Annotated in this window: 23 protein-coding genes and 1 tRNA gene; 9 read left to right on the top strand and 15 right to left on the bottom strand. The window is 60.1% G+C overall.

Annotated features, from left to right (window positions below):
- Positions 1 to 86 precede the first annotated feature (86 nt).
- The 4 genes from glyS to argB all read right to left on the bottom strand — a co-directional run bounded on the left by glyS (position 87) and on the right by argB (position 4,800).
- Positions 87 to 2,294 carry a glycine--tRNA ligase subunit beta gene (gene glyS / locus G473_RS0121825; RefSeq protein WP_029014852.1) on the bottom strand — a complete coding sequence of 736 codons (2,208 nt, stop codon included), beginning with the start codon at positions 2,292 to 2,294 and terminating at the stop codon, positions 87 to 89.
- Positions 2,295 to 2,353: 59 nt separating this feature from the next.
- Positions 2,354 to 3,262, bottom strand: coding sequence for a glycine--tRNA ligase subunit alpha (locus tag G473_RS0121830; protein ID WP_029014853.1), 909 nt, complete (start codon positions 3,260 to 3,262; stop codon positions 2,354 to 2,356).
- Between the two features lie 159 nt (positions 3,263 to 3,421).
- Positions 3,422 to 3,889, bottom strand: coding sequence for an AAA family ATPase (locus G473_RS29635; RefSeq protein ID WP_051330567.1), 468 nt, complete (start codon positions 3,887 to 3,889; stop codon positions 3,422 to 3,424).
- Entirely contained in the window at positions 3,886 to 4,800 is a 915-nt protein-coding gene (gene argB / locus G473_RS0121840) for an acetylglutamate kinase (RefSeq protein WP_029014854.1), read from the bottom strand. Before argB ends, G473_RS29635 begins: the two co-directional genes overlap by 4 nt.
- Positions 4,801 to 4,971: 171 nt before the next feature.
- Here argB and G473_RS0121845 point away from each other — a divergent pair, with 171 nt between their 5' ends.
- On the top strand, positions 4,972 to 5,628 hold the full coding sequence (locus tag G473_RS0121845) for a glutathione S-transferase family protein (protein WP_029014855.1): 657 nt from the start codon (positions 4,972 to 4,974) through the stop codon (positions 5,626 to 5,628).
- Between the two features lie 33 nt (positions 5,629 to 5,661).
- On the opposite strand, the gene G473_RS0121850 is transcribed toward G473_RS0121845, so the two are convergent.
- The 3 genes from G473_RS0121850 to G473_RS0121860 all read right to left on the bottom strand — a co-directional run bounded on the left by G473_RS0121850 (position 5,662) and on the right by G473_RS0121860 (position 8,003).
- Positions 5,662 to 6,543 carry an SEL1-like repeat protein gene (locus G473_RS0121850; protein ID WP_154667515.1) on the bottom strand — a complete coding sequence of 294 codons (882 nt, stop codon included), beginning with the start codon at positions 6,541 to 6,543 and terminating at the stop codon, positions 5,662 to 5,664.
- Positions 6,544 to 6,698: 155 nt separating this feature from the next.
- Positions 6,699 to 6,775 (bottom strand) — tRNA-Pro (locus G473_RS0121855).
- A 205-nt stretch (positions 6,776 to 6,980) separates the two neighbouring features.
- Positions 6,981 to 8,003 carry a polyprenyl synthetase family protein gene (locus G473_RS0121860; protein ID WP_029014857.1) on the bottom strand — a complete coding sequence of 341 codons (1,023 nt, stop codon included), beginning with the start codon at positions 8,001 to 8,003 and terminating at the stop codon, positions 6,981 to 6,983.
- A 166-nt stretch (positions 8,004 to 8,169) separates the two neighbouring features.
- On the opposite strand from G473_RS0121860, the gene G473_RS0121865 reads away from it, so the two are divergent.
- Complete coding sequence (locus G473_RS0121865; protein ID WP_029014858.1) at positions 8,170 to 8,394, top strand: putative signal transducing protein; 225 nt, start codon at positions 8,170 to 8,172, stop codon at positions 8,392 to 8,394.
- A 52-nt stretch (positions 8,395 to 8,446) separates the two neighbouring features.
- The gene (locus G473_RS0121870; protein WP_029014859.1) at positions 8,447 to 9,217 is read left to right on the top strand and encodes a tRNA1(Val) (adenine(37)-N6)-methyltransferase; all 771 of its coding nucleotides are present in this window, start codon (positions 8,447 to 8,449) and stop codon (positions 9,215 to 9,217) included.
- A 4-nt stretch (positions 9,218 to 9,221) separates the two neighbouring features.
- Here G473_RS0121870 and G473_RS0121875 read toward each other — a convergent pair whose 3' ends face one another.
- Positions 9,222 to 9,872, bottom strand: coding sequence for a substrate-binding periplasmic protein (locus tag G473_RS0121875; protein ID WP_029014860.1), 651 nt, complete (start codon positions 9,870 to 9,872; stop codon positions 9,222 to 9,224).
- A gap of 250 nt (positions 9,873 to 10,122) precedes the next feature.
- Here G473_RS0121875 and G473_RS0121880 point away from each other — a divergent pair, with 250 nt between their 5' ends.
- Entirely contained in the window at positions 10,123 to 10,959 is an 837-nt protein-coding gene (locus tag G473_RS0121880) for a S49 family peptidase (RefSeq protein WP_051330569.1), read from the top strand.
- A gap of 107 nt (positions 10,960 to 11,066) precedes the next feature.
- Positions 11,067 to 11,312: a hypothetical protein gene (locus tag G473_RS0121885; RefSeq protein WP_154667517.1), complete on the top strand. Its 246-nt coding sequence runs from the start codon at positions 11,067 to 11,069 to the stop codon at positions 11,310 to 11,312.
- Positions 11,313 to 11,510: 198 nt separating this feature from the next.
- Here G473_RS0121885 and G473_RS30050 read toward each other — a convergent pair whose 3' ends face one another.
- The 5 genes from G473_RS30050 to rpe all read right to left on the bottom strand — a co-directional run bounded on the left by G473_RS30050 (position 11,511) and on the right by rpe (position 18,298).
- The gene (locus G473_RS30050; RefSeq protein ID WP_084438479.1) at positions 11,511 to 12,263 is read right to left on the bottom strand and encodes a hypothetical protein; all 753 of its coding nucleotides are present in this window, start codon (positions 12,261 to 12,263) and stop codon (positions 11,511 to 11,513) included.
- A complete protein-coding gene (locus tag G473_RS30055; protein ID WP_084438481.1) occupies positions 12,253 to 13,884 on the bottom strand; it encodes an RNA-directed DNA polymerase in 1,632 nt (543 codons plus the stop codon). Before G473_RS30055 ends, G473_RS30050 begins: the two co-directional genes overlap by 11 nt.
- Before the next feature lie 397 nt (positions 13,885 to 14,281).
- Positions 14,282 to 15,865 (bottom strand): bifunctional phosphoribosylaminoimidazolecarboxamide formyltransferase/IMP cyclohydrolase, encoded by a 1,584-nt coding sequence (gene purH, locus G473_RS0121890; protein ID WP_029014863.1) that lies wholly within the window; start codon positions 15,863 to 15,865, stop codon positions 14,282 to 14,284.
- Positions 15,866 to 15,948: 83 nt separating this feature from the next.
- Positions 15,949 to 17,601, bottom strand: coding sequence for a heparinase II/III family protein (locus tag G473_RS0121895; protein ID WP_029014864.1), 1,653 nt, complete (start codon positions 17,599 to 17,601; stop codon positions 15,949 to 15,951).
- Between the two features lie 10 nt (positions 17,602 to 17,611).
- Positions 17,612 to 18,298, bottom strand: coding sequence for a ribulose-phosphate 3-epimerase (gene rpe / locus G473_RS0121900; protein WP_029014865.1), 687 nt, complete (start codon positions 18,296 to 18,298; stop codon positions 17,612 to 17,614).
- Between the two features lie 418 nt (positions 18,299 to 18,716).
- Between rpe and G473_RS0121905 the strand changes: the two genes are divergently transcribed.
- Together G473_RS0121905 and G473_RS0121910 are read left to right on the top strand one after the other, a co-directional pair.
- Entirely contained in the window at positions 18,717 to 20,222 is a 1,506-nt protein-coding gene (locus G473_RS0121905) for a TerC family protein (protein ID WP_245580235.1), read from the top strand.
- 920 nt (positions 20,223 to 21,142) lie between these two features.
- Complete coding sequence (locus G473_RS0121910) at positions 21,143 to 21,964, top strand: RusA family crossover junction endodeoxyribonuclease (protein WP_029014867.1); 822 nt, start codon at positions 21,143 to 21,145, stop codon at positions 21,962 to 21,964.
- Positions 21,965 to 22,184: 220 nt separating this feature from the next.
- On the opposite strand, the gene G473_RS0121915 is transcribed toward G473_RS0121910, so the two are convergent.
- Both G473_RS0121915 and G473_RS28310 read right to left on the bottom strand, forming a co-directional pair.
- Positions 22,185 to 22,679 carry a hypothetical protein gene (locus tag G473_RS0121915; protein ID WP_154667518.1) on the bottom strand — a complete coding sequence of 165 codons (495 nt, stop codon included), beginning with the start codon at positions 22,677 to 22,679 and terminating at the stop codon, positions 22,185 to 22,187.
- A gap of 89 nt (positions 22,680 to 22,768) precedes the next feature.
- Positions 22,769 to 23,671: an alpha/beta hydrolase gene (locus G473_RS28310; protein ID WP_154667519.1), complete on the bottom strand. Its 903-nt coding sequence runs from the start codon at positions 23,669 to 23,671 to the stop codon at positions 22,769 to 22,771.
- A 104-nt stretch (positions 23,672 to 23,775) separates the two neighbouring features.
- Between G473_RS28310 and nagA the strand changes: the two genes are divergently transcribed.
- Together nagA and G473_RS0121930 are read left to right on the top strand one after the other, a co-directional pair.
- Positions 23,776 to 25,080, top strand: coding sequence for an N-acetylglucosamine-6-phosphate deacetylase (gene nagA, locus G473_RS0121925; protein ID WP_245580238.1), 1,305 nt, complete (start codon positions 23,776 to 23,778; stop codon positions 25,078 to 25,080).
- Between the two features lie 211 nt (positions 25,081 to 25,291).
- Positions 25,292 to 25,720 carry a hypothetical protein gene (locus tag G473_RS0121930; protein WP_029014870.1) on the top strand — a complete coding sequence of 143 codons (429 nt, stop codon included), beginning with the start codon at positions 25,292 to 25,294 and terminating at the stop codon, positions 25,718 to 25,720.
- The last annotated feature ends 12 nt before the right edge of the window (positions 25,721 to 25,732 follow it).

The raw sequence follows: 25,732 nt of genomic DNA on the forward strand, positions 1-25,732 counted from the left end.
AAAAAAGCCGTAATTCCACTAACTCCACCGCCGCGCCCCGACCGCGACAGGCGGCGGGGGGAGCGGCGGGGGAGCAACATGGCGGATCAGCCCTCGATCTTGGAGAAATCGGCGATCAGCGCCAGGGTATCGCGGATCTGGCTCAACAAACGCAGGCGGTTGGCGCGCAGTTCCTTATCTTCCGCATTCACCGTCACCTTATCGAAGAAGGCGTCCAGCGGGGCACGCAAGGCGGCGAAGGCGGCCATGGCACCGGTGAAATCCTCTGCCTCCACCAGCGCCGTCGCCTGCTTGCCGGCAGCGATCAGCGCATCGGCCAGGGCCTTTTCCTCGGGCTGGTCCAGGCGGCTGGCATCGACCGGCTCACTATAGGATTTGCCGTCCTTCTTTTCCTCGATCCGCAGGATATTGCTGGCCCGCTTGGCGGCGGCCAGCAGATTAGCCCCATCCTCAGTAGCGACAAAAGCGGCCAGCGCATCAACACGGGCCAGCAGGCGGACGAGATCATCTTCGCCACCCAGCGCCAGCACGGCGTCAATCAGATCGTGCCGGACACCCTTTTCCTTCAGGGAGACCTTCAGGCGGTCGAAGAAAAACGGCAAAAGGCTAGGAACGTTAACAGCAACCTGCTCCTCAAAATGCTTTAGGCCATCAGCGGCTGCCTCAAGGTCTTTTTCATCATATAAATCGACCATGCGACCACGATTGGTTTTTAGATGATTTTCGATTTTAGAGTATTCAAGAGAATATGGGTTCTTATTCTTAAGAAGATTTTCAGAGGCAGCAAAAATAGCCGCCAACTTCACCCGCAGCCCGTTCTCCACGACCAACCGGATCACACCCAAAGCCGCACGGCGCAGGGCGAACGGGTCGCGGGAGCCGGTGGGCTTCTCGTCGATGCCGAAGAAGGCGACCAGCGTGTCGATCTTCTCGGCCAAAGCCACGGCCACCGACACCTTGTCGGTCGGCACCCGGTCGGACGGGCCCAACGGCTTGTAATGGTCGGCGATGGCCTCGGCCACCGGGGCAGGCAGGCCTTCATGATAGGCCACATAGCGGCCCATGATGCCCTGCACTTCCGGGAATTCGCCCACCACGCCCGTGGTCAGGTCGGCCTTGGCCAGCCAGGCGGCGATTTCAGCCTGTTCAATTTCAGAGGCGCTGTACCCCAGCGCCTGGGCGATAGACTTGGACAGCGCGGCCATCCGCTCCACCCGCTGATGCAGCGTGCCCAGCTTGGCATGGAAGGTGATGTCCTTCAGGCCCGGCAACCGGTCTTCCAGCTTCACCTTCAAATCCTGGTCCCAGAAGAATTTCGCATCCGACAGGCGGGCGCGCAGCACGCGCTCATTGCCCGCCACCACGGCCTTGCCGCCATCGGCGGTGGTGCGGTTGGCGACGACAACGAAGCGCGGGGCCAGCTTGCCGTCTGTCGTTTCCAGCGCAAAATAACGCTGGTGCGTGCGCATGGAGGTGGTCAGCACCTCTGCCGGCACATCCATGAACTTGTCGTCGATGGCGCCGGTCAGCACCACCGGATATTCCACCAGCCCCGCCACCTCTTCCAGCAGGCCCGGATCATCCTTCAGGCGGAAGCCCTCCGCCACGGCGGCCTTCTGCGCGCCGTCCAGGATCAGACGCTTGCGTGCCTCCCGATCCAGCACCACATGCGCGGCTTCCAGCTTGGCCTTATAATCGGCAAAACCGGTGACGCTGAACGCACCCGGTGACAGGAAACGGTGGCCCTGGGTTTCATTGCCATAGGCGATGGTCTTGGCACCCAGGTTCAGGCTGCCGGGCACCACGGCCCCATCAAACAACGCGATGATGGAGTGCAGCGGGCGGACCCAGCGGAAATCATTGGCGCCCCAGCGCATGCTTTTCGGCCAGGGCAGTTCGCGGATGGCGGCATCGATGATCGCCGGCAGGGCATCAACCGTGGCCCCACCCTTCTTCTCGATCACCGCGAAATAGAACACGCCTTTGCCGGTATCGCGCTGTTCGGCCTGATCAATACTGGCAAGGCCCGCCCCTTTCAGGAAGCCGGCCAGCGCCTGTTCGGGCGACCCGACGCGCGGGCCCTTCTTTTCCTCCCGCACATCGGCCTGGGCCGTGGGCACACCATCGACCACCAGGGCCAGACGGCGGGGGGTGGAATGGGCCTCTGCCTTGGTAAAGGCAATGCCGGCAGCCGCCAGCTTGTCCGTCACCAGACGCTTGAAGTCATCCGCCGCCCGCACCTGCATGCGGGCCGGGATTTCTTCCATGAACAGTTCGATCAGCAGTTCGGCCATGATTTCTTCAGTTCAAAAACGTCTGGTGAAAATTCGTTACGATTACAAAACAAGGCCGCTCAGGCAGCCTTGCCTTTACGGTAGCCATCATCGATCCAGGCCAGACAGCAGGCCTGCGCCAATTCCCGTACCCGCAGGATATAATTCTGTCGTTCCACCACCGAAATGACCCCGCGCGCGTCCAGCAGGTTGAACAGGTGGCTGGCCTTGATGCACTGGTCATAAGCGGGCAGCGCCAGATTATGCGACAGCAGCCGGGCGCATTCCTTCTCCGCGTTCTGGAAATGCTGGAGCAGCATGTCCGTATCCGCGAATTCGAAATTATGGGCGGAATATTCCTGCTCGGCGCGGTGGAACACCTCGCCATATTTCACCGCCGGTACATCGCCCACCGGATCGTTGAATTGCAGGTCATAGACGTTTTCCACGCCCTGGATATACATGGCCAGACGTTCCAGCCCATAGGTCAGTTCCGAGGCGATGGGGGCGCATTCAATGCCGCCAACCTGCTGGAAATAGGTGAACTGCGTCACCTCCATCCCGTCGCACCAGACCTCCCAGCCCAGGCCCCAGGCGCCCAGCGTCGGGCTTTCCCAGTCATCTTCCACAAAGCGGATATCGTGCAGGGCGGGATCAATGCCCAGCGCCACCAGCGATTGCAGGTACAGATCCTGAATATTGGCCGGCGACGGCTTCATGATCACCTGGAACTGGTAATAATGCTGCAGCCGGTTGGGGTTTTCGCCATAGCGCCCATCCTTGGGACGGCGCGACGGCTGCACATAGGCGGCGTTCCAGGCATCCGGCCCCAAGGCCCGCAGCGTGGTGGCCGGGTGGAACGTGCCCGCCCCCACTTCCATGTCATAGGGCTGCAGAATGGTGCAGCCTTGCGCCGCCCAAAAATTCTGCAGCGTCAGGATGACGCCCTGGAAGGAGAGAGGCTTCTTGCCCGATGCGCTGGCGGCCATATGTCCCGGACTTCTACGCTTAACGTTGCAGGTGGCAGGCACCTTAGTCGTGCGTCCAGGCCAAATCAAGGCGAGGTGCCGGTTAAGATATGTGCGGTGATTGCAGGGCTTGTGCCCGTTTGTTGCGCGGGCACCGCAACAGCGGCGATGGCACCGGTATCAGCGCAGCAGCGCCATGGCATGGGCCGCCGCCTCTTCATCCAGAAGCGAGGTGGAGCAACCCGTCGCCCCCTCCCCCATTGCCGGTTCGGACTGGCAGCGCACATTGCGCCAGGGGTCTGCCGGCGGGCCATCGGCAACATGGAACATGACCCCGCCGGGGAAGCTGGCAAGACGCGGGCGCAGGCCCTGTTCCGACAGGTCGGCCTGCGCCCCCAGATCCATCACCACGGCACTGCCGGCGACAATGGATTGCGCCGCCATCTGCCACATCAGATCGTGGCAGCGGGCAATGCGGGCCGCCAGCCAGACCGCATCACAATCAGATGTCAGGTCAGGCACGAACAAGCCCCCCATCCATTCATCCAGGCACAGGCGCAGGCCCGGCAATTCCGCCACCAGTTTACGGATATAGGCGGCCTTGCCGGGCCCTTGCGGCCCCTGGATCAGATGGAGGTGCCGGTTCATTTCTTCCCGATCAAGGTGCCGGCGCCACCTTCGGTGAAGATTTCCAGCAGGATGGCATGGGGCACGCGACCATCCAGGATGACCGCCCCTTCCACCCCGCCGATCACGGCGTCGATGCAGGTTTCCAGCTTCGGGATCATGCCGCCGAAGGCCGTGCCATCGGCAATGGCCCCCTTCGCGGCTTCCACCGTCAGGGAGGTGACCAGATTCTTGTCCTTGTCCAGGAATCCCGCCACATCGGTCAGCAGCAGCAGGCGCATCGCGCCCATGGCGGCGGCGATGGCACCGGCCGCCGTGTCGGCATTGATATTATAGGTCTGGCCATCCTCGCCGATGCCGATCGGGGCGATGACGGGGATGAAGCCGGCATTGCGCAGCTTGTGCAGGATTTCCGGGTTGATGCGGAACGGCTCCCCCACGAAGCCCAGATCCACCACCTTCTCGATATTGCTGTCCGGGTCACGCTTGGTGCGGGTGGCCTTGCGCGCCTCGATCAGATCATCATCCTTGCCCGACAGGCCGATGGCATCGCCGCCGGCATCGTTGATCAGGGCGACGATCTCCTTATTGATGGAGCCAGACAGCACCATTTCGGCAATTTCCATCGTCTCCTTGTCGGTGACGCGCAGGCCGTCGATGAATTCCGACTTGATCTGCAGCCGGTCCAGCATATTGCCGATCTGCGGGCCGCCGCCATGGACGACGATCGGATAGGCCCCCACCTGCTTCAGCAGCACGATATCATTGGCGAAGCGGCGGGCCAGTTCCGGGTTGCCCATGGCATGGCCGCCATACTTCACCACGACGATCTTACCGTCATAGTGCCGCATATAGGGCAACGCCTCCGACAGGGTTCTGGCCTTGGCAAGCCATTCCTCGCGGGTGGGGGTCGGGGCGGCGGGTGCGGTCATGGAGGCGGCTCCGAAAGAAGGTGGGGCATGATGCCGGGCAAACGGCGCAGTGTCTAACATCTGGTGGTGGCGATGGGCAATGCGGGATTGTTCTTGTCACAAAAGTCCCGCTTGCATGGCCGTTCACCCTGTGTTCCGATCCTTGACGATAAATGTATCGGGGGGATGCATATGCCAGTCAAACCGGTCCTTTATGGTGCCAAGGGCTGTGGCTCCGCCGTGGTGGAAGCCGCCTTCACCTTACTGGGGGAGGGTTACGGTTATGTGGAAGCGGAGCCGTGGACGCCATCACCGGCGGTAGACGCATTACGCGCGGTGAACCCGCTGGTCCAAATCCCCACCCTGCGCCTGCCCGACGGCACGGTGATGACGGAATCGGTGGCCATCCTGCTCTGGCTGCTGGAGCGGCATCCCGGCGCGCTGGCCCCGGCACCGGGTGATCCCCTGCGCCCCACCTTCCTGCGCTGGCTGGTCTATCTGCCGGCTGCGATCTATCCCATGTATACGGTGGGGGACTTTTGTGACCGGTGGGTGCCGGGGGCCGATGCCCAGGCCGCGCTGAAGCAGGCCACCATCGATCGCACGCTGGCCTGCTGGCAGGCGATGGAAGCGGCGTTGAAGCCGCAACCCGGCGGCTGGGTTCTCGGCACGCCGGATTGGACCGTGTTGGACCTCTATATATGTATGATGACGCATTGGCGGCCCCGCCGGCAGGCTATCGCCGCTGTTGCGCCCGGCATTGTCACTGTCGCGCGCAAGGTGGAGGCCGATCCGCGGCTGGCTGGTTTCTGGCAACGTCATTTCGGTGCCGGCTATGATGATCCGTGAGACCGCAATCAACGGAGATACAACTCCCCCCCCCTATTGCGCGGTGGCCTGCAATCCCTTCGCGGTGCCGCTGGTGCGATCAAAATAAAGCACGGCCTTCTGCCCGGAACTGTTGACCAGCACCAGCCTGTCCTTTTCCAGACCCTGCTCCCCCACCGGCTCCCGACCTTCCCGCTTCCAGCCAGGATAAAGGATATCCGCCACCGCCTCTTCCGCCGCCGCGGCCTTTGCATCGGTGGAAATGGCATCGGGCTCAAAGCGGACCGGATCATCCACACTGTCACCGCTGCCGGTCATGGCGGGAAGGTTGCGCTGGCGGCGCGTCACTTCCAGCAGCGTGCGATGTCCTTCCCGCACCCCTTCATGGCCAGCGCGGCGCGCCACGCTCAGCCAATAGACCGCCTGGCCAAAATGTTTCTCATACCGGTCAGGGTCGCGCGGGATCAGCCTTTCACCCAGCGTGGCCGCCGCATCCGGATGGCCGCGCCGGGCCACAGCGACCAGATCGACCATCCCGCCCTGAATATCCTGCGCCATCCCCTCCCCCCGCATTTTGAACAAAGCCAGGGTGAAGGCGGCCTGGGCACTGCCCAGATCAGCGGCGCGGCGCAGCAGGGCGGCCGCCTGTGCCTTATCCATCGCCATTCCCTCGCCCTTGAAATAGCGTTTGGATTCCGCAATCAGCGGGGCAGCGGCTGGCGGTTCCGCCGGCGGGGTGATCAACCCTTCCATAGGCACATCGGCCATCTGTCCCGTCAGCGGCAGAAGCGGATCGGCGTCAGGTGCGGATGGGGTAAGGGTAACAGCGCCATTGGACGGCGTTGCCTGCCGGCTGGCACATCCGGTCAACGGCACCAGCAGGAACAGGCAGCAGAGAAGGGTGCGGCAGGACATGGGGCCCCTGATTTCCGACATCGCCCTTTCTTTGTGCCGCCGGACCAGCGGCCCTGTCAAATAAAGGGCGCAAGGGCGGATGGGCTTACCCGTTCGGGTAGTGCGGCGCCCAAGCAGGAATGGCACCCAAAAGACAAAGAAAAAGCCGGTGAACCAAGGGTCCACCGGCTTTTTACTGGTCGGAGTAAGAGGATTCGAACCTCCGGCCTCTGCCTCCCGAAAGCAGCGCTCTACCAGGCTGAGCTATACTCCGTCATGTCCGCCTCGGTGCCGTTCGTCTGGCGCCCCGTGGCGTGGGCGGGTGTATAGCGCTATCCCCGACTGGCTGCAAGCACTTGATGCAGGTTTTTCCAAAAAACTGAACGCATGGCAGATGCGCAGGCCTATCACGTTGAAAACAAACAAAAAGGCCGGGCGTTTCCACCCGGCCTTCTCATATCGCTCCTAAGCGGGACTGATCAGTAATCGCGGTTGACCACGAATTCCAGCACGTCCAGCAGGGCGCGCTTCACGGGGCTGGCCGGGAACAGGCCCAGCGCATCCCGGGCGACGGAAACATAATGGCGGGCCCGCTCCACGCTGTCGCGCAGGGCATTATGCCTGGCCATCAGCTCGATCGCATGATCCAGATCGCCGTCCTGCTGCTCCATATCTTCCATGGTGCGGCGCCAGAAGGCCCGTTCCTCGTCCGTGCCCCGGCGGAAAGCCAGCACGACCGGCAGGGTGATCTTGCCTTCCCGGAAATCGTCGCCCACCGTCTTGCCCAGACGGGCCTGGGCGGCGGAATAATCCAGCACATCATCGACAAGCTGGAAGGCGATGCCGAGATTGAGGCCGAAGCTGCGCAGCGCCTCCTCCTCCGCAGCCGGGCGGTCGGCGACGACGGCACCGATGCGGCAGGCGGCGGCGAACAGTTCCGCCGTCTTGGCCTTGATCACCTCAAGATAGGCTTCCTCGCTCGTCTCCGTATCGTTGGAGGTGGTGAGCTGAAGCACCTCCCCTTCCGCGATGACGGCCGAGGCGTTGGACAGGATGCGCAGCACATCCAGCGACCCATCCTCCACCATCACCTGGAAGGCGCGGGCGAACAGGAAATCCCCGACCAGGACCGAGGATTTATTGCCGAACACGGCATTGGCGCTGGCCTGACCGCGGCGCAGGTCGCTTTCATCCACCACATCATCATGCAGCAGGGTGGCAGTGTGGATGAATTCCACGCACGCCGCCAGCGGCTTATGCCGGTCGCCCTTGTAACCGCAGAGATTGGCGGCCGCCAGCGTCAGCACCGGGCGCAACCGCTTGCCACCGCTGGCAACCAGATATCCCGCCAGTTGGGGAATCAGCGCCACAGGGGAATGCATGCGGGCGACGATCAGTTCATTCACATCGACCAGATCATCGGCAACCAGCGCCACCAGTTGGTCGAGCGCGTCCGAGCCCGGCTTGCGCCGCTTGGGGTCAAGGGTGGTCACGGTGGCCACGGATCGGGTACTCCATACCAGGACAGGCGGGAACGGGCCCGCATGATTGACGGACCGTTGATCGCAGGGGAGCATAGCGGGGGAGCCGCCGGGGTCAAGGCCCGCGCGCGACCGCCACCGGCATGACCGCCCTGCCACGATGGACATATATAAGAAAGAAGTGGCGATGAAGGAACTGATGCGAAGCAACAACCCGGTGGAGATTGCTTATGCCCAGGCCTTGCTGGCAGATTCGGGCATCGGCTGTGTGCTGCTGGACCAGCATGCCGCCGCCCTGGATGGCAGCATCGGCGCCCTGCCCCGGCGGCTTTGCGTCGGCGATGATGATCTGGCGGAGGCGCAGACATTGCTGCGCGACGCCGGGTTGATCAATAAGGAGGGGCCACAGTGACAGGGCTGATTCTGGGACGCCACATCCTATATCTATATGCCGGTGAATGATAATGGTGGATGAAGATGCCGCACCCGTGGCCCTGCTGGGTGGGCGGGTGACGCTGTATCTGCCGGCGAAGGGCTATCGTGCCGCCATCGACCCGGTTTTACTCGCAGCATCTATCCCGGCTGAACCGGGGCAGCGGGTGCTGGACCTGGGGTGCGGGGCCGGCGCCGCCCTGCTGTGCCTGGCCGCGCGCTGCCCCTCGATCAGCCTGACAGGGCTGGACATCCAGGCAGAGGCGTTGCGCTGGGCACAGCAGGGCATTGCGGCGGGCGGCTGGGCAGATCGCGCCGCGCTGATACAGGGCGACGTGGCACAGATTGCCGATAGCGGCCTTTCCCCTAACAGTTTCGATCATGTGATGACCAATCCGCCTTTCTGGGAAGCGGGCCGGCACAGCCCCTCCCCCCGTGCCGGCAAGGCCGCCAGCCATGGTGAGGGAGGGGCCGACCTTGCCGCCTTCATCCAGGCGGGCTTGCGCCTGTTGAAAAGCGGGGGCAGCCTCAGCGTAATTTTCCCTGCCGAACGGCTGGCGACCTTACTGACGCTGATGGAGGGGCGGTTTGGGGATATCGCCGTCTTCCCGCTCTGGCCGCGCGCGGGTGTGGCGGCGAAGCGGGTGGTTGTCCAGGGACGGCGCGACCGACGCTCCCCCCTGCGCCTGCTGCCCGGTCTGGTACTGCATGCGGATGGTGCGGATTACACAGCCGAAGCCGAAGCCATTCTGCGTCATGGAGAGGGGCTTCACCTGGGCCCTGGCCCCGCCGGCGGGCGATGAGGGATTAATTGGTGCGGACATAAAGCTGGGGGATCGCCGCCAGCGTGCCATCAAGACGCATCGATTCCACCGCCGCCGCCAGAGCCTTGACATAGGCCGGGTCACATTGCAGCGAACAGCCCAGATAGATAGAATCCACCTGGATCACATCACCAACGATCAGCGGTTCGGTATGGCCCTCGCCCTGCCACCGCCATTGCGCCTGGAAACCGCTGGTGAACCACGCATCGCCCCGCCCCATCCGCAGCATATAGGGTTCGTTCATCCCCATCGGCACCGATATGATCAGGTGGAGCGGATAATTGGCATCTTTCAATGCCTGTTCGGGGGCGCTGCCGGCAGCAACGATGATACGCACCCCAAGGGCGCGGGCCTGGTCCAACGTATCAACCCGGTGCTTCAGGCTGACCAGCACCCGCTCCACCGACAATAGAGGAGCGATCCAGGTAAAATCGGCCTCGCGCGACGGCAACCGCGTGAGCGGAACGATCAGCGTGTCCTTGGCGGCAGAGCCAGTTTCCTTGACCCGCTTCCAGGGCATGAAGGTGATATGCGGCACCAGTCCCGCGCGGCGAACCGCTTCCACCACCATATCCAGCACGATGCCACGGCGGGCCGGCTCCTCCAGCACAAGCGGGGGAATTTCAGAAGCCATGATGCTAATCGCTGCTTCCTGGCCTCGTGCAGGCACAGCAAGAGACCCCATCACCAGGAGTGACAGGGCGGGGACGCAGAGCCGGCGCACAAGGGAATGATGCCGTGCAACCATACCTTCACGTTGCATAGGCTTTTCCGCCCCGTCAACCGGGCAAAGAGCGCGGAAGTATGGCCCGCCCCTTTCGCAGCCCCGAACCAGCCCCTATTTAGAATGAAGTCATTTTCCCAGAACAAGGCCGCCACCCCCCATGCTGATCCGCCGTATCGCCAAACTGGCCGGTGCCTCTGTGCCGCCGATCGTGTCCGCCATCCGGTTGTCCGGGGTGATCAGCGCCCAGGGCACCGCGCGGCGCGGATTGTCGATGGAGCATCTGGCCGACCCGATTGAGCGCGCCTTTGCCCCGCCGGATGTGTCGGCCGTGGTGCTGCTGGTCAATTCGCCGGGCGGGTCGCCGGTGCAATCCTCCCTGATCGCCGGCCGCATCCGCGCCTTGTCGCAGGAAAAATCAGTGCCCGTGCTGGCCTTTGTGGAAGATGTGGCGGCGTCGGGCGGCTATTGGCTGGCGTGCGCGGCGGATGAAATCGTGGCCGATCCCGCCTCCATCGTCGGGTCCATTGGCGTGGTGTCCGCCGGTTTCGGCTTCACCGACCTGATCGCCAAGATCGGGGTGGAACGCCGCGTCCACACCTCTGGCACGTCCAAGGCGATGCTGGACCCGTTCCGCCCGGAACGGCCCGACGATGTGGCCCATCTGGAAGCCCTGCAGGCCGAGGTGCATGAAGGGTTCAAGCAATGGGTCCGCCAGCGGCGCGGTGCCCGGCTGGACGGCAAGGACGAGGCGGAACTGTTCAACGGTGCCTTCTGGTCCGGTGCCCGTGCGCTGGAACTGGGGCTGGTGGACCGGCTGGGCGATGTGCGGTCGGTGATGCGGGAACGGTTTGGCGAGAAGGTACGCATCCATGTGGTAAACCCGACCAAGCGACCGGGGATTGGCCGGCTGATCGGGCTGGATACCGCCACCCTGGCCGAAGGGGCGCTGGATCTGGCCTCGGAACGCACGGCCTTCGCCCGGTTCGGCCTCTGACGCTTCGGGCCTTAAGGCTGCGACCTTTTAAGGCTTTCCTGCCGCCGCCCTATTTTGGTCTTGGCACCGGGGCGGCGGATCGCCATTCTCGCGGGATCATGCTGTCCTTGACCAAACTCATCACCCTGATCGGCATTCTTGCCATCGTCTGGTTCGGCTTTCGCCTGGTGGGCAAGCTGCAACGCCAACGCGCCGACGCCCTGCGCCGCGCCGGCGGCAAAGACGCCAGCCCCAAAGGCAACCGCACCCCGCCGAAAGCCAGCTCCGCCGAAGACATGGTGAAATGCCCGACCTGCGGCGTCTATATCCCCGCCGACGCGAAGAAATGCGGGACGCCGGGCTGCCGGCAGTGAGGGGCGAAAGGCTTGCGGGGCCAACGGTGACCTTTGCCATAGGCTATGGGAATCGCATTTCGTTGTCCGCAAATCACAATCGTTAAATTGCGGAGACTTAAGGATGAAATCAATATTTTATTGGTCCTGGCCCGCCCTCCTGCTGACGGTTGGCATTATCGGACAATCAATGTCTGAAAACGTCAATCGCGCAGGAAATTATCTACGTTCAGTTTCTTGACTTAAGATAGCGCGTAGTAATTCCAGGAGTTCAACACGATCTAGACGCGCGGAAGCGGCTCGAAGCAGATAGTTGAAATCGATGAGAAGTGCTACATTACGTCGCGGATTAAGAAAAAGTATTTCCGACCAAATTTCATCATCAGTTTCAATAGATCGCGCATATTTTAGAAGCCAATACATTATAACTTGTCGGAAATCACCAGATCCAAAATTTCGCTCTGTATGCTTTACCTCAATCAACATCGATCCAAGCGCAAAATCACCATTTCCCGACGCGATCCATCCGAGGCCTGGGATTACAGGGCTTTGTTCTAGCGCCACATTTGGTCGCTGGGCTTTCACACTGGCCAACATCGAATTAAGATTTCGCGCCGCATGCTCTGCGATCACAATATCTTCTTCTTTTAAAGTTTTCGGTATACAGGCGTCGTAATGGTGGCTCTGGCGTTGGGAAGCAAGCCGCAGATACTTATCCCAATCTTCGACCACATCACCACGAAGCATCCCTTCTGCGCGCACGACGGACAATTCGAACAACATCGCTTTTTGCAATTGGGTTTGTCCAATTATCGACTCTGGAATTGCTATAATGTTTTTGAACGAAAACATTCTCTTGTTTAGGGAAGAAACTAGTCCGCCGGTTAATGTCGGAAACAGCACATCAAGGACGCCAGGAATATCCCGAGCGACAGTTCGTGGATCTTTGCGCGGGAGACGATTAATTTGCATTCTTGGCCCAACTCTCATAAATGGCAGAAAAACTCAGAGATTGTTCTGTTTCGAAGCCAAGCTTCCAAGATTGTGCAAGAGATGCACGCAACTGATCTCGCGCTTTTATACCCTCATCACCAAAAGAACCGGCAGCGAGCCATACCATACGCTGTTCATCTAGCCCCAGATTGGCCCATTGGTTGCGAACACGAGTGAAGTTTGCACGATCCCGCCAGTGCCTCCAACAGTCAATACAGCCTCGCTTCACTGCTGAAGACGATGTACTGTCATATGTCCTCCTCACGAAGCTGCCGCGTGTCTCGGTCCTTACAAACCGGATCGCACGCAGAAAATGGAGGAGATTGGCCTCGGGAACTAGAAGATGCGGCGCAGCCTCTGGGATTTTATCCAACAGAGCATCAAGTTTAGAAAATATCGTATTAAAATCTTGTTGAGAGCGGACAGCGTAAACGCCACGCATGATCTTGGACCATGATGCTCGGAACGAGTCCAAATTTTTGGCGTCAAGTAGGGTAGCACATAATTGCTCAGCAATCTTTGGATCTTGGAACTTCAGAGCTCGACCAATTTGAGCAACGACAAATGCGTCCGGCTGAGATTTTTCCAGTTCTAGATCAAGCAGAAAAGAAATATCAACTTGATCAAGTGACTGCTTTAGCCTTTCATAATCACTTATTGCATTATCCGAGTATGGGTCAAAATGTAGATCAATTTCACGAAGAACAGAGGTGGAATCCAAGCCAATTCCAATTTGATTTTCTGTAAAATCCCTATAATGCTTAGCGCTGAGAAACGTCGTTTTGCTGCGGTTCAACGACAAACCATAGTCCGCAAGGGCGTGAGACAGCACAGACAACGCCTCATATGCCTTCTGTTGCGACCTACAGATCAACGTAAAGTCATCTACGTAGCGGTGCCATATTAGGCCGGCGTCAGAGAGCGACTGGTCAATTGGGGTCATCATGACCTCTGCAAGCACACGAGCGCATTGTCCGCCAACAGGCAAGCCGAACGAACGACCTGCCGCAAGCTTATTCAAAATCCGATCAATCTGAAGCGCAATAGTTGAACTATCAGCCGCTAGATCTTTTACTACATTTTCAAGCCTATGGTGGTAAATATGCTCATAAAAACTTGCGATGTCCGTTTGAACAACGACAGCTTGGTTATCTGCTAAAATATCTTCTTTAAGCGTCGCCTCCTTATATGAGCGCCATGAGCGTGTTCGATCAAAAAAATCCTTTTCATTACTGCTGAGACGATACGAATGTGCTCGAAAAGCTCGCTTGCACTCATTTGCCTCAGCGAGAGCCAACCCCAAACCATTCAAGTAAAGGTTCCAGAACGGATGTATCTTAGCGGTTATCCGAAAGCCATGTGAACCCGACGGCACAAGCAATCGCTCAGAAGTAATTGTGAGGCCATTCATAAAATTTAATGGCCTCCCAAAACTTCCACTATCCACTTTTCGAAAAAAATTTATACAAATATCTGCAAGTTTTTCAGCGCTTTCCTTTATAAAAGTGGCGTCTATATCGTATGGAATTGTGTCATTTTCGCCACTTTGGCCAATTTCTAAAGCCGCACGTAGAAAATGTCTTTTCTCGACTTTTACCATTCTATTACGAGCCCCCCCCAATCATCACACAACGATATAAACACCCCCAACAAAATCACAAAAAAGACGAATTTGTCTAGAAAAACATAACATAATAATAACCACTTTTAGATATATTCCACTAATGCATCAACTCCGACAAAGGATTCGCCTCTTTCGGACCACCTTCTTAGGCATTTCAATACGTTAAGGGCTGGTTTCGACACGACGATATGAATCTTGCGTCTGCGCTAGTGCATTAGATTTCAAGTTTACCCATAGGCTGAATTTCGGCATTGAATTACTCATAGCCGCTTGCCTGCCTCCAACTCCAAAATCAGTCACCCCCTCAGCCAAAACAAAAAAAAGGGGCGCGGCCCTGCGGTCGCGCCCCTTTCCTCACACCACCCCTACAGCGTCAATGCCGGAAGTGGCGCATCCCGGTGAACACCATGGCCAGCCCGCGTTCATCCGCGGCGGCGATTACCTCGGCGTCGCGCATGGAACCGCCGGGCTGGATCACCGCCGTCACGCCGGCGTCAGCGGCGGCCAGCAACCCGTCGGCGAAGGGGAAGAAGGCGTCCGACGCCACAACCGAACCCTGGGTGCCGGCCTCGGCCAGACCGGCGGCCTTGGCGGCGTCGGCGGATTTCCAGGCGGCGATACGGCTGCTGTCCACCCGGCTCATCTGGCCGGCACCGATGCCCACCGTCGCACCCGCCTTGGCATAGACGATGGCGTTGGACTTCACATGCTTGCCCACGCGGAAGGCAAACAGCAGGTCGGCCAGTTCGGCCTCGGTCGGGGCGCGCTTGGTGACGATCTTCAGGTCGGCTAAGGCGATGCGGCCATTGTCGCGCGTCTGCACCAGATAGCCACCGGCAACCGACTTCACGAACAGGCCCGGTTCCGCCGGGTTGGGCATGGAACCGGTCAGCAGCACACGCAGGTTCTTCTTGGTGGCCAGGAACGCCTTGGCCGCCTCGTCCGCATCCGGGGCGATCACCACTTCGGCGAACAGCTTGGCGATCTGCTCGGCAGTCGCGGCATCCAGCGTGCGGTTCATGGCGATGATGCCGCCAAAGGCCGATACCGGGTCACAGGCCAGCGCACGGGTATAGGCATCCAGCAGGTTCTCGCCCTCGGCCACGCCACAGGGGTTGGCGTGCTTGATGATGGCGATGGCCGGACGGTCGAACTCGGCCACCAGTTCGAACGCCGCATCCGTGTCGTTCAGGTTGTTGTAGGAGAGTTCCTTGCCCTGAAGCTGGGTGGCGGTGGCGATGCCGGGGCGCTGATCGCCGGTGGTGTAGAAGGCGGCGGACTGGTGCGGGTTCTCGCCATAGCGCAGGGTCTGGCGCAGTTCGCCGCCAAAGGTCAGGCGCTGGGGGTAATCCTCCCCCAACTGGCCGGCGAACCAGCGGGATATGGCGGCATCATAGGCACCGGTGCGGGCATAGGCCTTGGCGGCCAGCTTGCGGCGGAAGCCCAGCGTGGTCTGGCCGTCATTGCCCTCCAACTGGGCAATCAGCTCGGCATAGTCGGACGCATCCGTCACAACGGCGACGAAATCATGGTTCTTGGCCGCACCCCGGATCAGCGACGGGCCGCCAATGTCGATATTCTCGATGCAGGTTTCAAAATCCGCACCCTTGGCCACGGTGGCCTCGAACGGGTAGAGGTTCACCACCACCAGATCAATGCCGGGGATGTCGTGTGCCGACATGGCGTCGGTATGGGTGGGGAAATCGCGCCGGGCCAGGATACCGCCATGGATCTTGGGGTGCAGGGTCTTCACCCGCCCATCCATCATCTCCGGGAAACCGGTATGGTCCGACACCTCGGTCACGGCAAGGCCGGCATCGGCCAGCGCCTTGGCCGACCCGCCGGTGGAGAGGATCTGCACCCCACGGGCGGCCAGGGCGCGGCCCAGATCGATCAGGCCCGTTTTGTCGGAAACGGAGATGATGGCGCGGCGGATGGGAACAAGATCGATGGTCATTGATGTCAACCCTGGGATGGAAAAGAAGCCGGGCCGATCCATATGGACCGGCCCGGACGGTTAGTGCCGATCACATATCGGCGTCAGGTTTCAGTGTCGGTGCCTTCGCGGCGGAAGCCCCATTTGACCAGCGTCTCCCCGCCCCCGGTCACCGCGCGCAGCACCACCTGCCGGGTGGTGCGCGGCTCGGTCCCGTGGCCGAGATAGATGCTGTCTTCTAACGTGATCTCCGCCCCGGACACGCGCAGATGCCACAGCGCGCCAGAGGCCAGACGCAGCATCAGCCCCGCCTCCCCTTCCACCCAGGCCGTCTGCACACTGGGATGAAGGTGGAAACGCACGGCAAAGGCGTGGCCCGGCGGGCCGGCCAGCACATCCTGGCCCCGTAAATCCTCCCCCGATTCCGCCAGATAGAGCCGGCGGCGATGGGTCAGGCCGAACAGGGGCCGGTATCCGTCATGCGACGCTTCCAGCAGCGTGCCGCCATTGGCCTCTGCCCGCTGCGACAGGACACGCTGCGGCCGGCGGGACAGGCCACCCGCCTCGTTCACGCCGGTGGAGTTGGTATCGGCCACGGTGACGGTGGAATGGGCGGCGGTGGCGGCCAATGCTGCACGCCACGGGCCCATATCGGCAGGATGGGCGCCGCAATTCACGATCATCCGCTCCCGCCCCACGCTCATCTCAAACGACAGGGTGCCGGCATGGGCATGGTCATCCAGGCCCGGCCCCGGCGGATAGCCCGTATCCATCAGGATGCAGGTGCGCCCGGCGGTCAACCGCTCAAACCCGATATGGGGGGTGGATTTCAACGGCCGGCCCCGCGCATCCGCCTGCCCCAGCACCGTGTCGATCAGCACCGGCTCCCCTTCCTGGGCACCATTGAACAGGGCCAGGCCGCCATCCCCATGGCGGAAGAAGCGCAGCGTCGGCGTCATGCGGTCGATGGCGTGCTGCAACGCCTCCGGCACCTCTTCCCGCGCGGCGCGGAAACAGCCCCGGATGTCGATCAGATGGCGCAGCACCACCAGTTGGCGCGCGGGGGAATGTTCGATATGGCCGCCATCGGGCAGCACCTGCTTGGGCAATTCCCGCGTCAGCAGGATCCGCGCCCGCTCCACCATCCGCCCCATGCCTTGCAGGCACAGGCCGCCATAGGCCAGACCCTTGATGGCGGTGATCAGGTCGGTGCCGACCAGCTTGCCGGGCAACACCCGTTCCAGGAACCGGACCTGACGGGCCAGACTGTCAAAGGTGGCGGCGCGAAGCTGGTCATCGGCGCTGGCAAGGAAGAAATCATGCTGGCCGATCCAAGCGGCAATGCGGGTGCCGACAATATCGGGCGCCCAGGCCACCGGGTGCCAGCGCTTGCCATACAGGTCCAGCCAATGGTTGGTCAGCACACGGGCCTGACGGCGGGCACCATCGCCCCCCGTGGCGCGCAGATGGCGCAACCAGTCAAAGCCGTGCATCTCCGTCAACCAGGGGGCGGTTGCCGCCGGCGCCTCCCAAGGCGGCACCTCACCGGCCAGCGACAGGCCGGCAAAGCGAAAATGGTTGTTCAGCAGTTCCTGCCCCTGCGGGGCATCGCCCGGCCAGGGATCGGGCGGCACCAGCAGCAATTGCAGGGGCACCGGGCCAGACAGGGCCGTCATCTGGTAAAGCGGGGAGGCGCGATACCAATCCCCCGCCCCCGTCCGGAACCGCTTATGATCGCTGCCGCTGCTGACCGTCATGGGGTGCCGATCAACCGGCTTCGCCGCGCAGAGCGCGCATATTGGCCCCATAGGCATCCGGCCCGCCGACAAAGGTGGCGGTGCCCGCCACCAGCACGTCGGCCCCGGCCTCAATACATTGTTTGGCCGTGGCGACATTGACGCCGCCATCAACCTCCAGATCAATCACGCGACCGCCCTGGGCTTCCGACATTGCATTGATGCGGCGGCGCAGCTCACGGATCTTGTCCAACTGGGAAGTGATGAAGCTCTGCCCGCCAAAGCCGGGATTGACCGACATGACCAGCACCAGATCAATATCGCCCAGCAGATAATCCACCATGGACAGGGGCGTGTGCGGGTTCAGCACGATGCCCGGCTTCTTACCCAGGGACCGGATAAGCTGCACCGTGCGGTGCGGGTGCGGCCCGGCTTCGGGGTGGAAGCTGATAATATCGGCGCCGGCATCGGCAAAGCCCTGGATGAAATTATCCACCGGCGCGATCATCAGATGCACGTCGAAGGTCTTGGCCGTGTGCGGGCGCAGCGCCTTCACCACACCCGGTCCGATGGTGATGTTGGGTACGAAATGCCCGTCCATCACATCGATATGGATGTAATCGGCGCCGGCGGCGTCGATGGCGCGCACCTCTTCACCCAGCCGGGCAAAGTCGGCGGACAGGATCGAGGGGGCGATCTTGACAGGCTGCTGTTTCATGAGCCCGGTTCCTACCGAAATCCCCCCCATCCGGCAAGCCGGGTTCGGCGCATGAAAGGCCGGTAGGCTGCACATGGCGAACGGGGGAACAAAGATGTCAAAGGCTGGTTTCTTGCCGCAGCGGGCAATCCACGCTACTGTGCCCGCCATTGAGAGATGATGACCTTAGACGGAAACCGATCCTAAGAGCCATGTCAGACGACGGCGGCAGTAGTAGAAGCGAAAGCAGACACCGATGCAGGCGGGCGCCGGCCCAAAGGCGCCTGCCTGATCCCCGTCATCAATCCGCATATGGGAAGCAGCGCGCCTCGGACGGCCTGTCCGGGGCTTTTCGCGTTCTGCCGCTCCCCCACCAGAAGGCCTGAAAATGGAACTGCTTGCTGATCCTAATATATGGATCGGACTGACGACCCTTGTCTTGCTTGAAGTCGTTCTGGGGATCGACAACCTCGTTTTCATTGCCATTCTGGCCGATAAGCTGCCGCCGCATCAGCGCAACAAGGCCCGCCTGATCGGCTTGAGCCTGGCGCTGGTCATGCGCATCGTGCTGCTCTTCTCGATCTCCTGGATCGTGACGCTGACACAGCCGCTTTTCACTGTCGCGACATTTGATTTCTCCGGCCGCGACCTGATCTTGATCTTTGGCGGCATCTTCCTGCTGGCCAAAGGCACCATGGAACTGCATGAGCGGCTGGAAGGCGCCCACAAGCCCAAGGAAGGCCGCGTCGTCCATGCCGTGTTCTGGCAGGTGATTGTGCAGATCGTCGTGCTGGATGCCGTCTTCTCGCTGGACAGCGTGATCACCGCCGTCGGCATGGTGGAACATCTCTGGGTCATGATCACTGCCGTCTGTATCGCGATGGCCGTGATGATGATCGCGTCCAAGCCGCTGATGGCATTCGTCTCGCGGCACCCGACCGTGGTCATCCTGTGCCTGGGCTTCCTGTTGATGATCGGCTTCAGCCTGGTGGTGGAAGGGTTCGGCTTCCATATCCCCAAGGGCTATCTCTATGCCGCCATCGGCTTCTCGGTGCTGATCGAAGCCGCCAACCAGTTGGGCCGCCACAATCGGGAAAAGCGCATCACCACATCCGACATGCGGGAGCGCACGTCGGAAGCCGTGCTGCGCCTGCTGGGGGGTCGCATTGGCGAAGAGCCGATGGGAGAGACAGTGGACATCATCGCCGAACAGGCCGCCCAGAGCGACCTGTTCAAGCGGGAAGAGAAGGAGATGATCCGTGGCGTGCTGGACCTGTCGGACCGGCCCATCAGTTCCATCATGTCACCGCGCAACGAGCTGGAATGGCTGGACCTGAATGAAAGCCCCGAAGCCCTGCGCCGGGATATCAGCAAGCTGACCCATAGCCGCGTGATCCTGGCCCGCGACAGCGTGGATGATTTCATCGGCGTGGCCATTACCAAGGAACTGCTGAACGCCCTGATCGACGGTCGGGATATTGACTGGGCCAAGGTGGTGCGCCAGCCCGTGGTCGTGCCGGAAACCACCAATGTGCTGCGGGTGATGGAACAGTTGCGCCGGTCCCCGGTGCAGATGGCCATGATCATGGATGAACATGGCACGCTGGAAGGCATTGCCACCCCCACCGATGTGCTGGAAGCCATCGCCGGCGACTTCGCCGACCTGAATGATGACGCCGCAGCGCTGGAACATCAGGAAGATGGTTCCTGGATGGTCGATGGCTTTATCGATATCCGCCATCTGAGCGGCATGATCGGCCGCGATCTGGTGGATGATGCCAACCGCTATTCCACGCTGGGCGGCTATATCATGACCCAGCTGGGCCACCTGCCGGTGGCGGGCGAGGTGCTGGAGGCTGACAGGCTGCGGTTTGAGATCATCTCCCTGGAAAAGCGCAGCATCAGCAAGGTCAGGATCAGCGCGGCTGAAATGGACGCCGCCTGAGGACATTTCTCAATAGGCTAAAACGTACCGTATGGCTGAGTTGGGGCCGGAAGTGGACGGACGGGTTTCGACCCTACGACACCATAAAGCGGACGAAACAAGCTGGGGTTAGGTAACGCCGGTCAACTTAAGAATGTCGGATGCGCCAGCGAAGCACTGCAAAAAGCCAGTGGAATGGCATAGTAATGACGGTGTTGGAGATGTGGGGGAGCAATGGTCAGCCGTCCTGCATGGGATTTCGGAGATCCAGACCGATTGGATCATGTTCTCGGTCTTGATTCTGAGATTGCAAGAATGATCGCGTCAATTATAATTTACTTTTCTAATATTGAATACTATCTAGAGCGTGCAATCTGGGCACTGAAGCGGATCAATCCGAGAGGTATCCGGCCTGAAACGGATGGAAAGCCTATTACGGAGCTCATTAATATACTTGAAAATCACGCCTCCACCATTTCCGATGAGAATGCACGCAGCTTCCTTACATGTTGGTGTCGAGCAGCACGCTTGGGTGCCGTAGCCCGAAATAACATCGCTCATGGAGTTACAACAAGACTGGGAGATACCGTCATTGCAAATCGCAATCCATCGTGGGATGGCGAGAAAAGAAATCGGAACTTCGATGATCTCTGGTGTGAACCATCTACGTTGGAGTTGATAAGAGTGTCTTTGGCGACGTTACTTCGAGCCATACATACGGTCGCGGAATCGGCAGCTCATTCCACGTCGCCTCTCGCCTTTAGAGCTGTGAAAGAAGCAGCGGCGATCTTAAGTGAATTGTCAGACCGGTCCTATAATCCCAGATTCGAGAAATACTAAAGCCTTATTCTACTCATACATGTTACGATTATGGATCCAAAATTCGTGGAGCCTATTTGTCGCCTTGGCACTCCCGTTCACCAGTTACCATAGGATAGAGAATGACCAATTTTGAGGAACACCTTGCGATGGAACGCACCGGCGCGTTGGCGGGCCTCAATCCCATGTTTGGCGAGTGGCAGCATCATTTTCACTTTGCTCCGAAGCCCTATGGCAACGTTTCCGCTAAGCAGGGGGAATTTCGAGCAGCGATCCAGGCGGAACTGACCAACCAATGGTTATATTCGAGCAATGTTTCTCTTGAAATAATCCTGCATGTTGATGTCCAGACGACGTTGGAAACAGATGAAACTGCGGATCTGGACAATTATGCAAAAGCAATTCTTGATGCCATCAAGGGCCCTAATGGCATCATGATTGACGATACTCAGGTGCAATCGCTCTCAATTAGCTGGATTAACGGATATGGCAGGCCATCGTTTTCCATTTCGGCAAGGGGATCCCCAGACGATTTCGTGCTCAAGCCGCAAGAATTCTATGAGATGCCGGATCGGCTCTGGTATCCTCTCGGACGCGCTCTCTGGTCAGATGGCAAAGCAGTGAATATTTCGGATCTCGAACACTACCTCCATCTTTCAGTCATTGAGCAGATAAGTTCGGCTCAAAACCGGGTTCGCGCGCAGTTGCGAAATGCTGGCCATAATCGGCTTAAGGCGTACCAAATCGGTCGTCGCATCGCGACTTCTGCAAGAGGTTTCCATCGTAGCCGTATCGAGGGCAGCTTTCAGATGCATTCACGTAGCGAATGGCAGAATGAACGAACAGTATGGGGGGAGCGTAACGCAGACGAACTCAAATTAATAATTAAAGAAATGCGCGAAATACATGATTTGCAGATTGATTTTATTACATCGCAATCCTAAGAAAAAATCGGAACTATTATTGGTGCGATAGAGATTTTACACGTATTACTCACCAAGGTGAGACACCTTCGTGTTAGGATTGATCTGGATAATGCCGGCTTCTGGGGGCAATCGTCTGCATTGTCAGTGTCCAGTATGGAGCGCTTTGCGGCCGACGCGACCTGTCACCAAAGGACGGAAGAAGTGCCCCCGGATGGCCAAGACCGTCCGGGGGCAAGCATCATTGCTTGAGAGTGTCCCTGGTCGGTGCCGGGACCGGGGGCAAGGCCGCGCGGATGGCGGCGATATTCTTCTCCGCCTCCTCCCCTTGCGCGGTGGCCACCGTCCAGTTCATGCAGCGCGTGGCTTCCAGGTTGCCGTCCGGGTCCAGGGTCAGCAGCACGAAGGGCTTATCCTCCACCATATAGCCATGGGAGGCGCCCGCCGGGCTGTTGTAACTGCTGGGGGTGGTGAAGCGGATGATGCTGTTTTCAGCCTGATTGCCCTTCAGCTTCTCCCGCACCAGCGCCTTGAAATGGATCTTGCCATCCACATGCTTGCCGCCGCGCGGGTTGCCGGACTTGGCTTCCACCACCTCCACCACGCCGATGAAGGTGGATTGGCTGATCAGTTCCGCCGCTGGCAGCGCGGCGCAGCGCATGGCCTGTGCCGGGGCCACCCCCAGCAGGACCGGCAGCAGCAGACCGGGCAGGACAAATTTCGCGAAAGACCGCATCTCTTTCTCCATGGCGGGCATCATACCCTACGGATAATCAGCCTGGGCTGCGATGATGGCGCCAGCATGACCGGGATGGCGACGGATGATCAACCGCGCAAGCCCCCGACACCGTAGAGCCATTGCATCCCATAGGTAAAGCCGATGGGAAAAGTGGTTTCATGAATGGTGCCAGGGATCACCATATCCCGCACCTGCAGCCCCGGATAGGCCCGCGCCCGCAATCGCTTCGCCATGGCGGTCTGATCGGCGACCATATCGGTTTCCTTGTTGTAGCGCGGATCGCCAGACCCTGCCTTCACGGTTTCAAACCCACCGGTCGCCAGGAAGATACGGGCCTTCATATCCTTGTTATGGCTGGCATAATCCGCCTCGATCTGCTGGAGCCCTTTGGGCGCATACCAGATGGATGGGCTGGTCAGCAGATAGCTGGAAAAATGGCCCGGCATGGCCAGCGCAATCCACAGGCCCAGCAGCCCGCCATAGGATTGGCCGACAAAGGTCCGCTGCGCCGGGTCGGTGCGGTAGGTAGCATCCACCAGGGTAAAGACCTGGCTGGTGATGAATTCGGCAAAGGCCTTGCCGCCCCCGTTGGGGCCGGGCATGGCACTGTTGACCCAGGGTGTCAGGTCACGACGGCGGGCGGCCATGCCATCCTCGCCCACCGCATTGGGCAGACCGACCAGGATGACATGGTCCATCTTGCCGGCATTATGGGTCAGACGGGTGACACCGGACGCCACCTGAAACGTGTAGTCCCCATCCGTCAGATAGACCACGGGATAGCGGCGCCCCTTATTGGCCGGATCGTGATAGCCGGGTGGTGTCTTGACATAGAGGTTATAGGTGCTGCCGTTGCTGGCAGCTTTCAGCGTATGCAGGCTTGTCCGCTCCATGGGCACTGGAGCCGCTATTTCCTGTGCCCTGGCGGGGGAAACAATCCTTGCCAGACTGGCAGCGCCCAGCGCTGCAACAAAAATACGCCGATCCACAATCACCCCCGCCCTGTCATGCGCACGGGAGCTATAGGCAGGGCGTGAGGCCGGGTAAAGGCGTGATTGCGGCGCGCAAAGGGCAGACAGTGTCGGGGAGTGGTATGGCGACCCGTCAATCTGATATTGTCGCGCGCCTTCAGCAGGATGGGGACCGGATACATGGCGGCGGAACGGCTTTTCCCAGGGGTGGCGGGTATCGTGCCAAGCACCAGATGGCTGCTGTCGGGCGAGGCATGATGGATGATTGTCTGCTGACGGGTGCCCGCGTTTTCACCGGTACGGAAATCGTGGAAACCGACATCGCCGTGAAGGACGGAATGATCGCCGCGCTGCTGCCACCCGGCAGTATGGCGCCATCCGGCCTGAAGACCCGGCACCTGGGTGCCGACATGCTGGTGGCACCCGGCTTTATCGATATACAGGTCAATGGCGGCGGCGGCGTATTGTTCAATGAAATGCCGACCGTGGAAGCCGCCCTTACCATTGCCGCCGCCCATCGCCGCTTCGGCACCACCAGCCTGCTGCCCACCTTCATTACCGGTCCCCGGTCAGCCATGCAGGCTGCTGCCCTGGCCGCGATCGAAGCGACCCGCCACCCCCGGTCAGGCGTGATTGGCGTGCATCTGGAAGGCCCCTACCTGTCGACGGAAAAGCGCGGCGTGCATGAAGCCCGTTTCATCCGGCCGCTCGACAAGGCGGATATGGATTTCCTGACCGCCCTGCCGGGGCAATTCCAGCCGGACAACCGGGTTTTGCTGTCTGTGGCCCCGGAACGGGTTGACCTGACCGATATCACAGCGCTGACAAAAGCCGGGCTGATCCTGTCCGGCGCCCATTCCGTCGCCAGTTACGAACGCACCCTGGCCGCACTGGATGCGGGCCTGCGCGGTTTCACCCATCTTTACAATGCCATGCCGGCACCAATGGGACGAGAACCGGGCATTGTCGGTGCTGCCCTGCTTGATCCCACCTCCTGGTGCGGGATCATTGTGGACGGCATCCATGTCCATCCCGCCATGATGCGGTTGGCCCTGGCCGCCAAGCCCCAGGGCAAGATGATGCTGGTGACGGATGCCATGTCGCCCACGGGCACAGATGTCACCAGCTTTCCCCTCTACGGCCAAACGATCCATCGTCGCGACGGACGGCTGGTGACCGATGACGGCACGCTGGCCGGCGCCGATATCGATATGGCCCAGGCAGTGCGCAATGCCACCTCCCTTCTGGGACTGGAGACGGAGGAGGCGTTGCGTATGGCCTCCCTCTATCCCGCCCAGTTCCTGGGGCTGGATGACAGGCTGGGCCTTATTGCACCGCAGTATCGCGCAGACATGGTGCTGCTGGATGAACGGATGCGTGTGAACGGTACCTGGGTTGCAGGACAGTGGCAGGCGGCGGATAGGTGACCTGGCAAACCGACCCTGAATGATCTTTTATGTTTCTGATAAATAACGATTTTTTAAATAATTATAAAAAGAGATTAAAAATAATATAAAATTATAGCTAATGTTCAACTATACAAAAGCTATATATTCACTGGTTGCATTGTTTGACAAAGAGACACGTCGCTCACTATGTTGCGCCCCAACATTTTCCTTCCATTTCAGGTTTGCAAAAATGTTCTCGGTTGGGCGCAGGGATGGCTTTGTCACCTTAGCGAAGCACGGAAATATCCTGACCCTGCGCATCCATATGGATGCGCGGACGGAAGATGCGGCCATCGCGCTTGAGCTGGCCGGCGATATGGGATTGATGCACCCGAACAATCAGGTATTGATCGATCTGACCACCTATATCGGCACCGTGGACTGGACGATTGTGCGCGATCTTCGCCGCTTCGCGCCCTGGGTTGATCAAGGCTGTACCGCCTGCGCCTATCTGCTGCACAACACACAGTTGAGCTGGCTGGTGCAGATCGTCACCGCCTTTTACCCGCGTGTCCGCCACCGCATCTTCCGGGATGAGGCGGCCGCCTTGTCCTGGCTGCACGAATTCGCCGCAAAGACACAGCCGGGCAGCAATATCGGTACTGGCGATGCCGCGTGACTGCGGCTAAAA

The sequence above is a fragment of the Niveispirillum irakense DSM 11586 genome (assembly GCF_000429645.1).
Taxonomy (GTDB): domain Bacteria; phylum Pseudomonadota; class Alphaproteobacteria; order Azospirillales; family Azospirillaceae; genus Niveispirillum; species Niveispirillum irakense.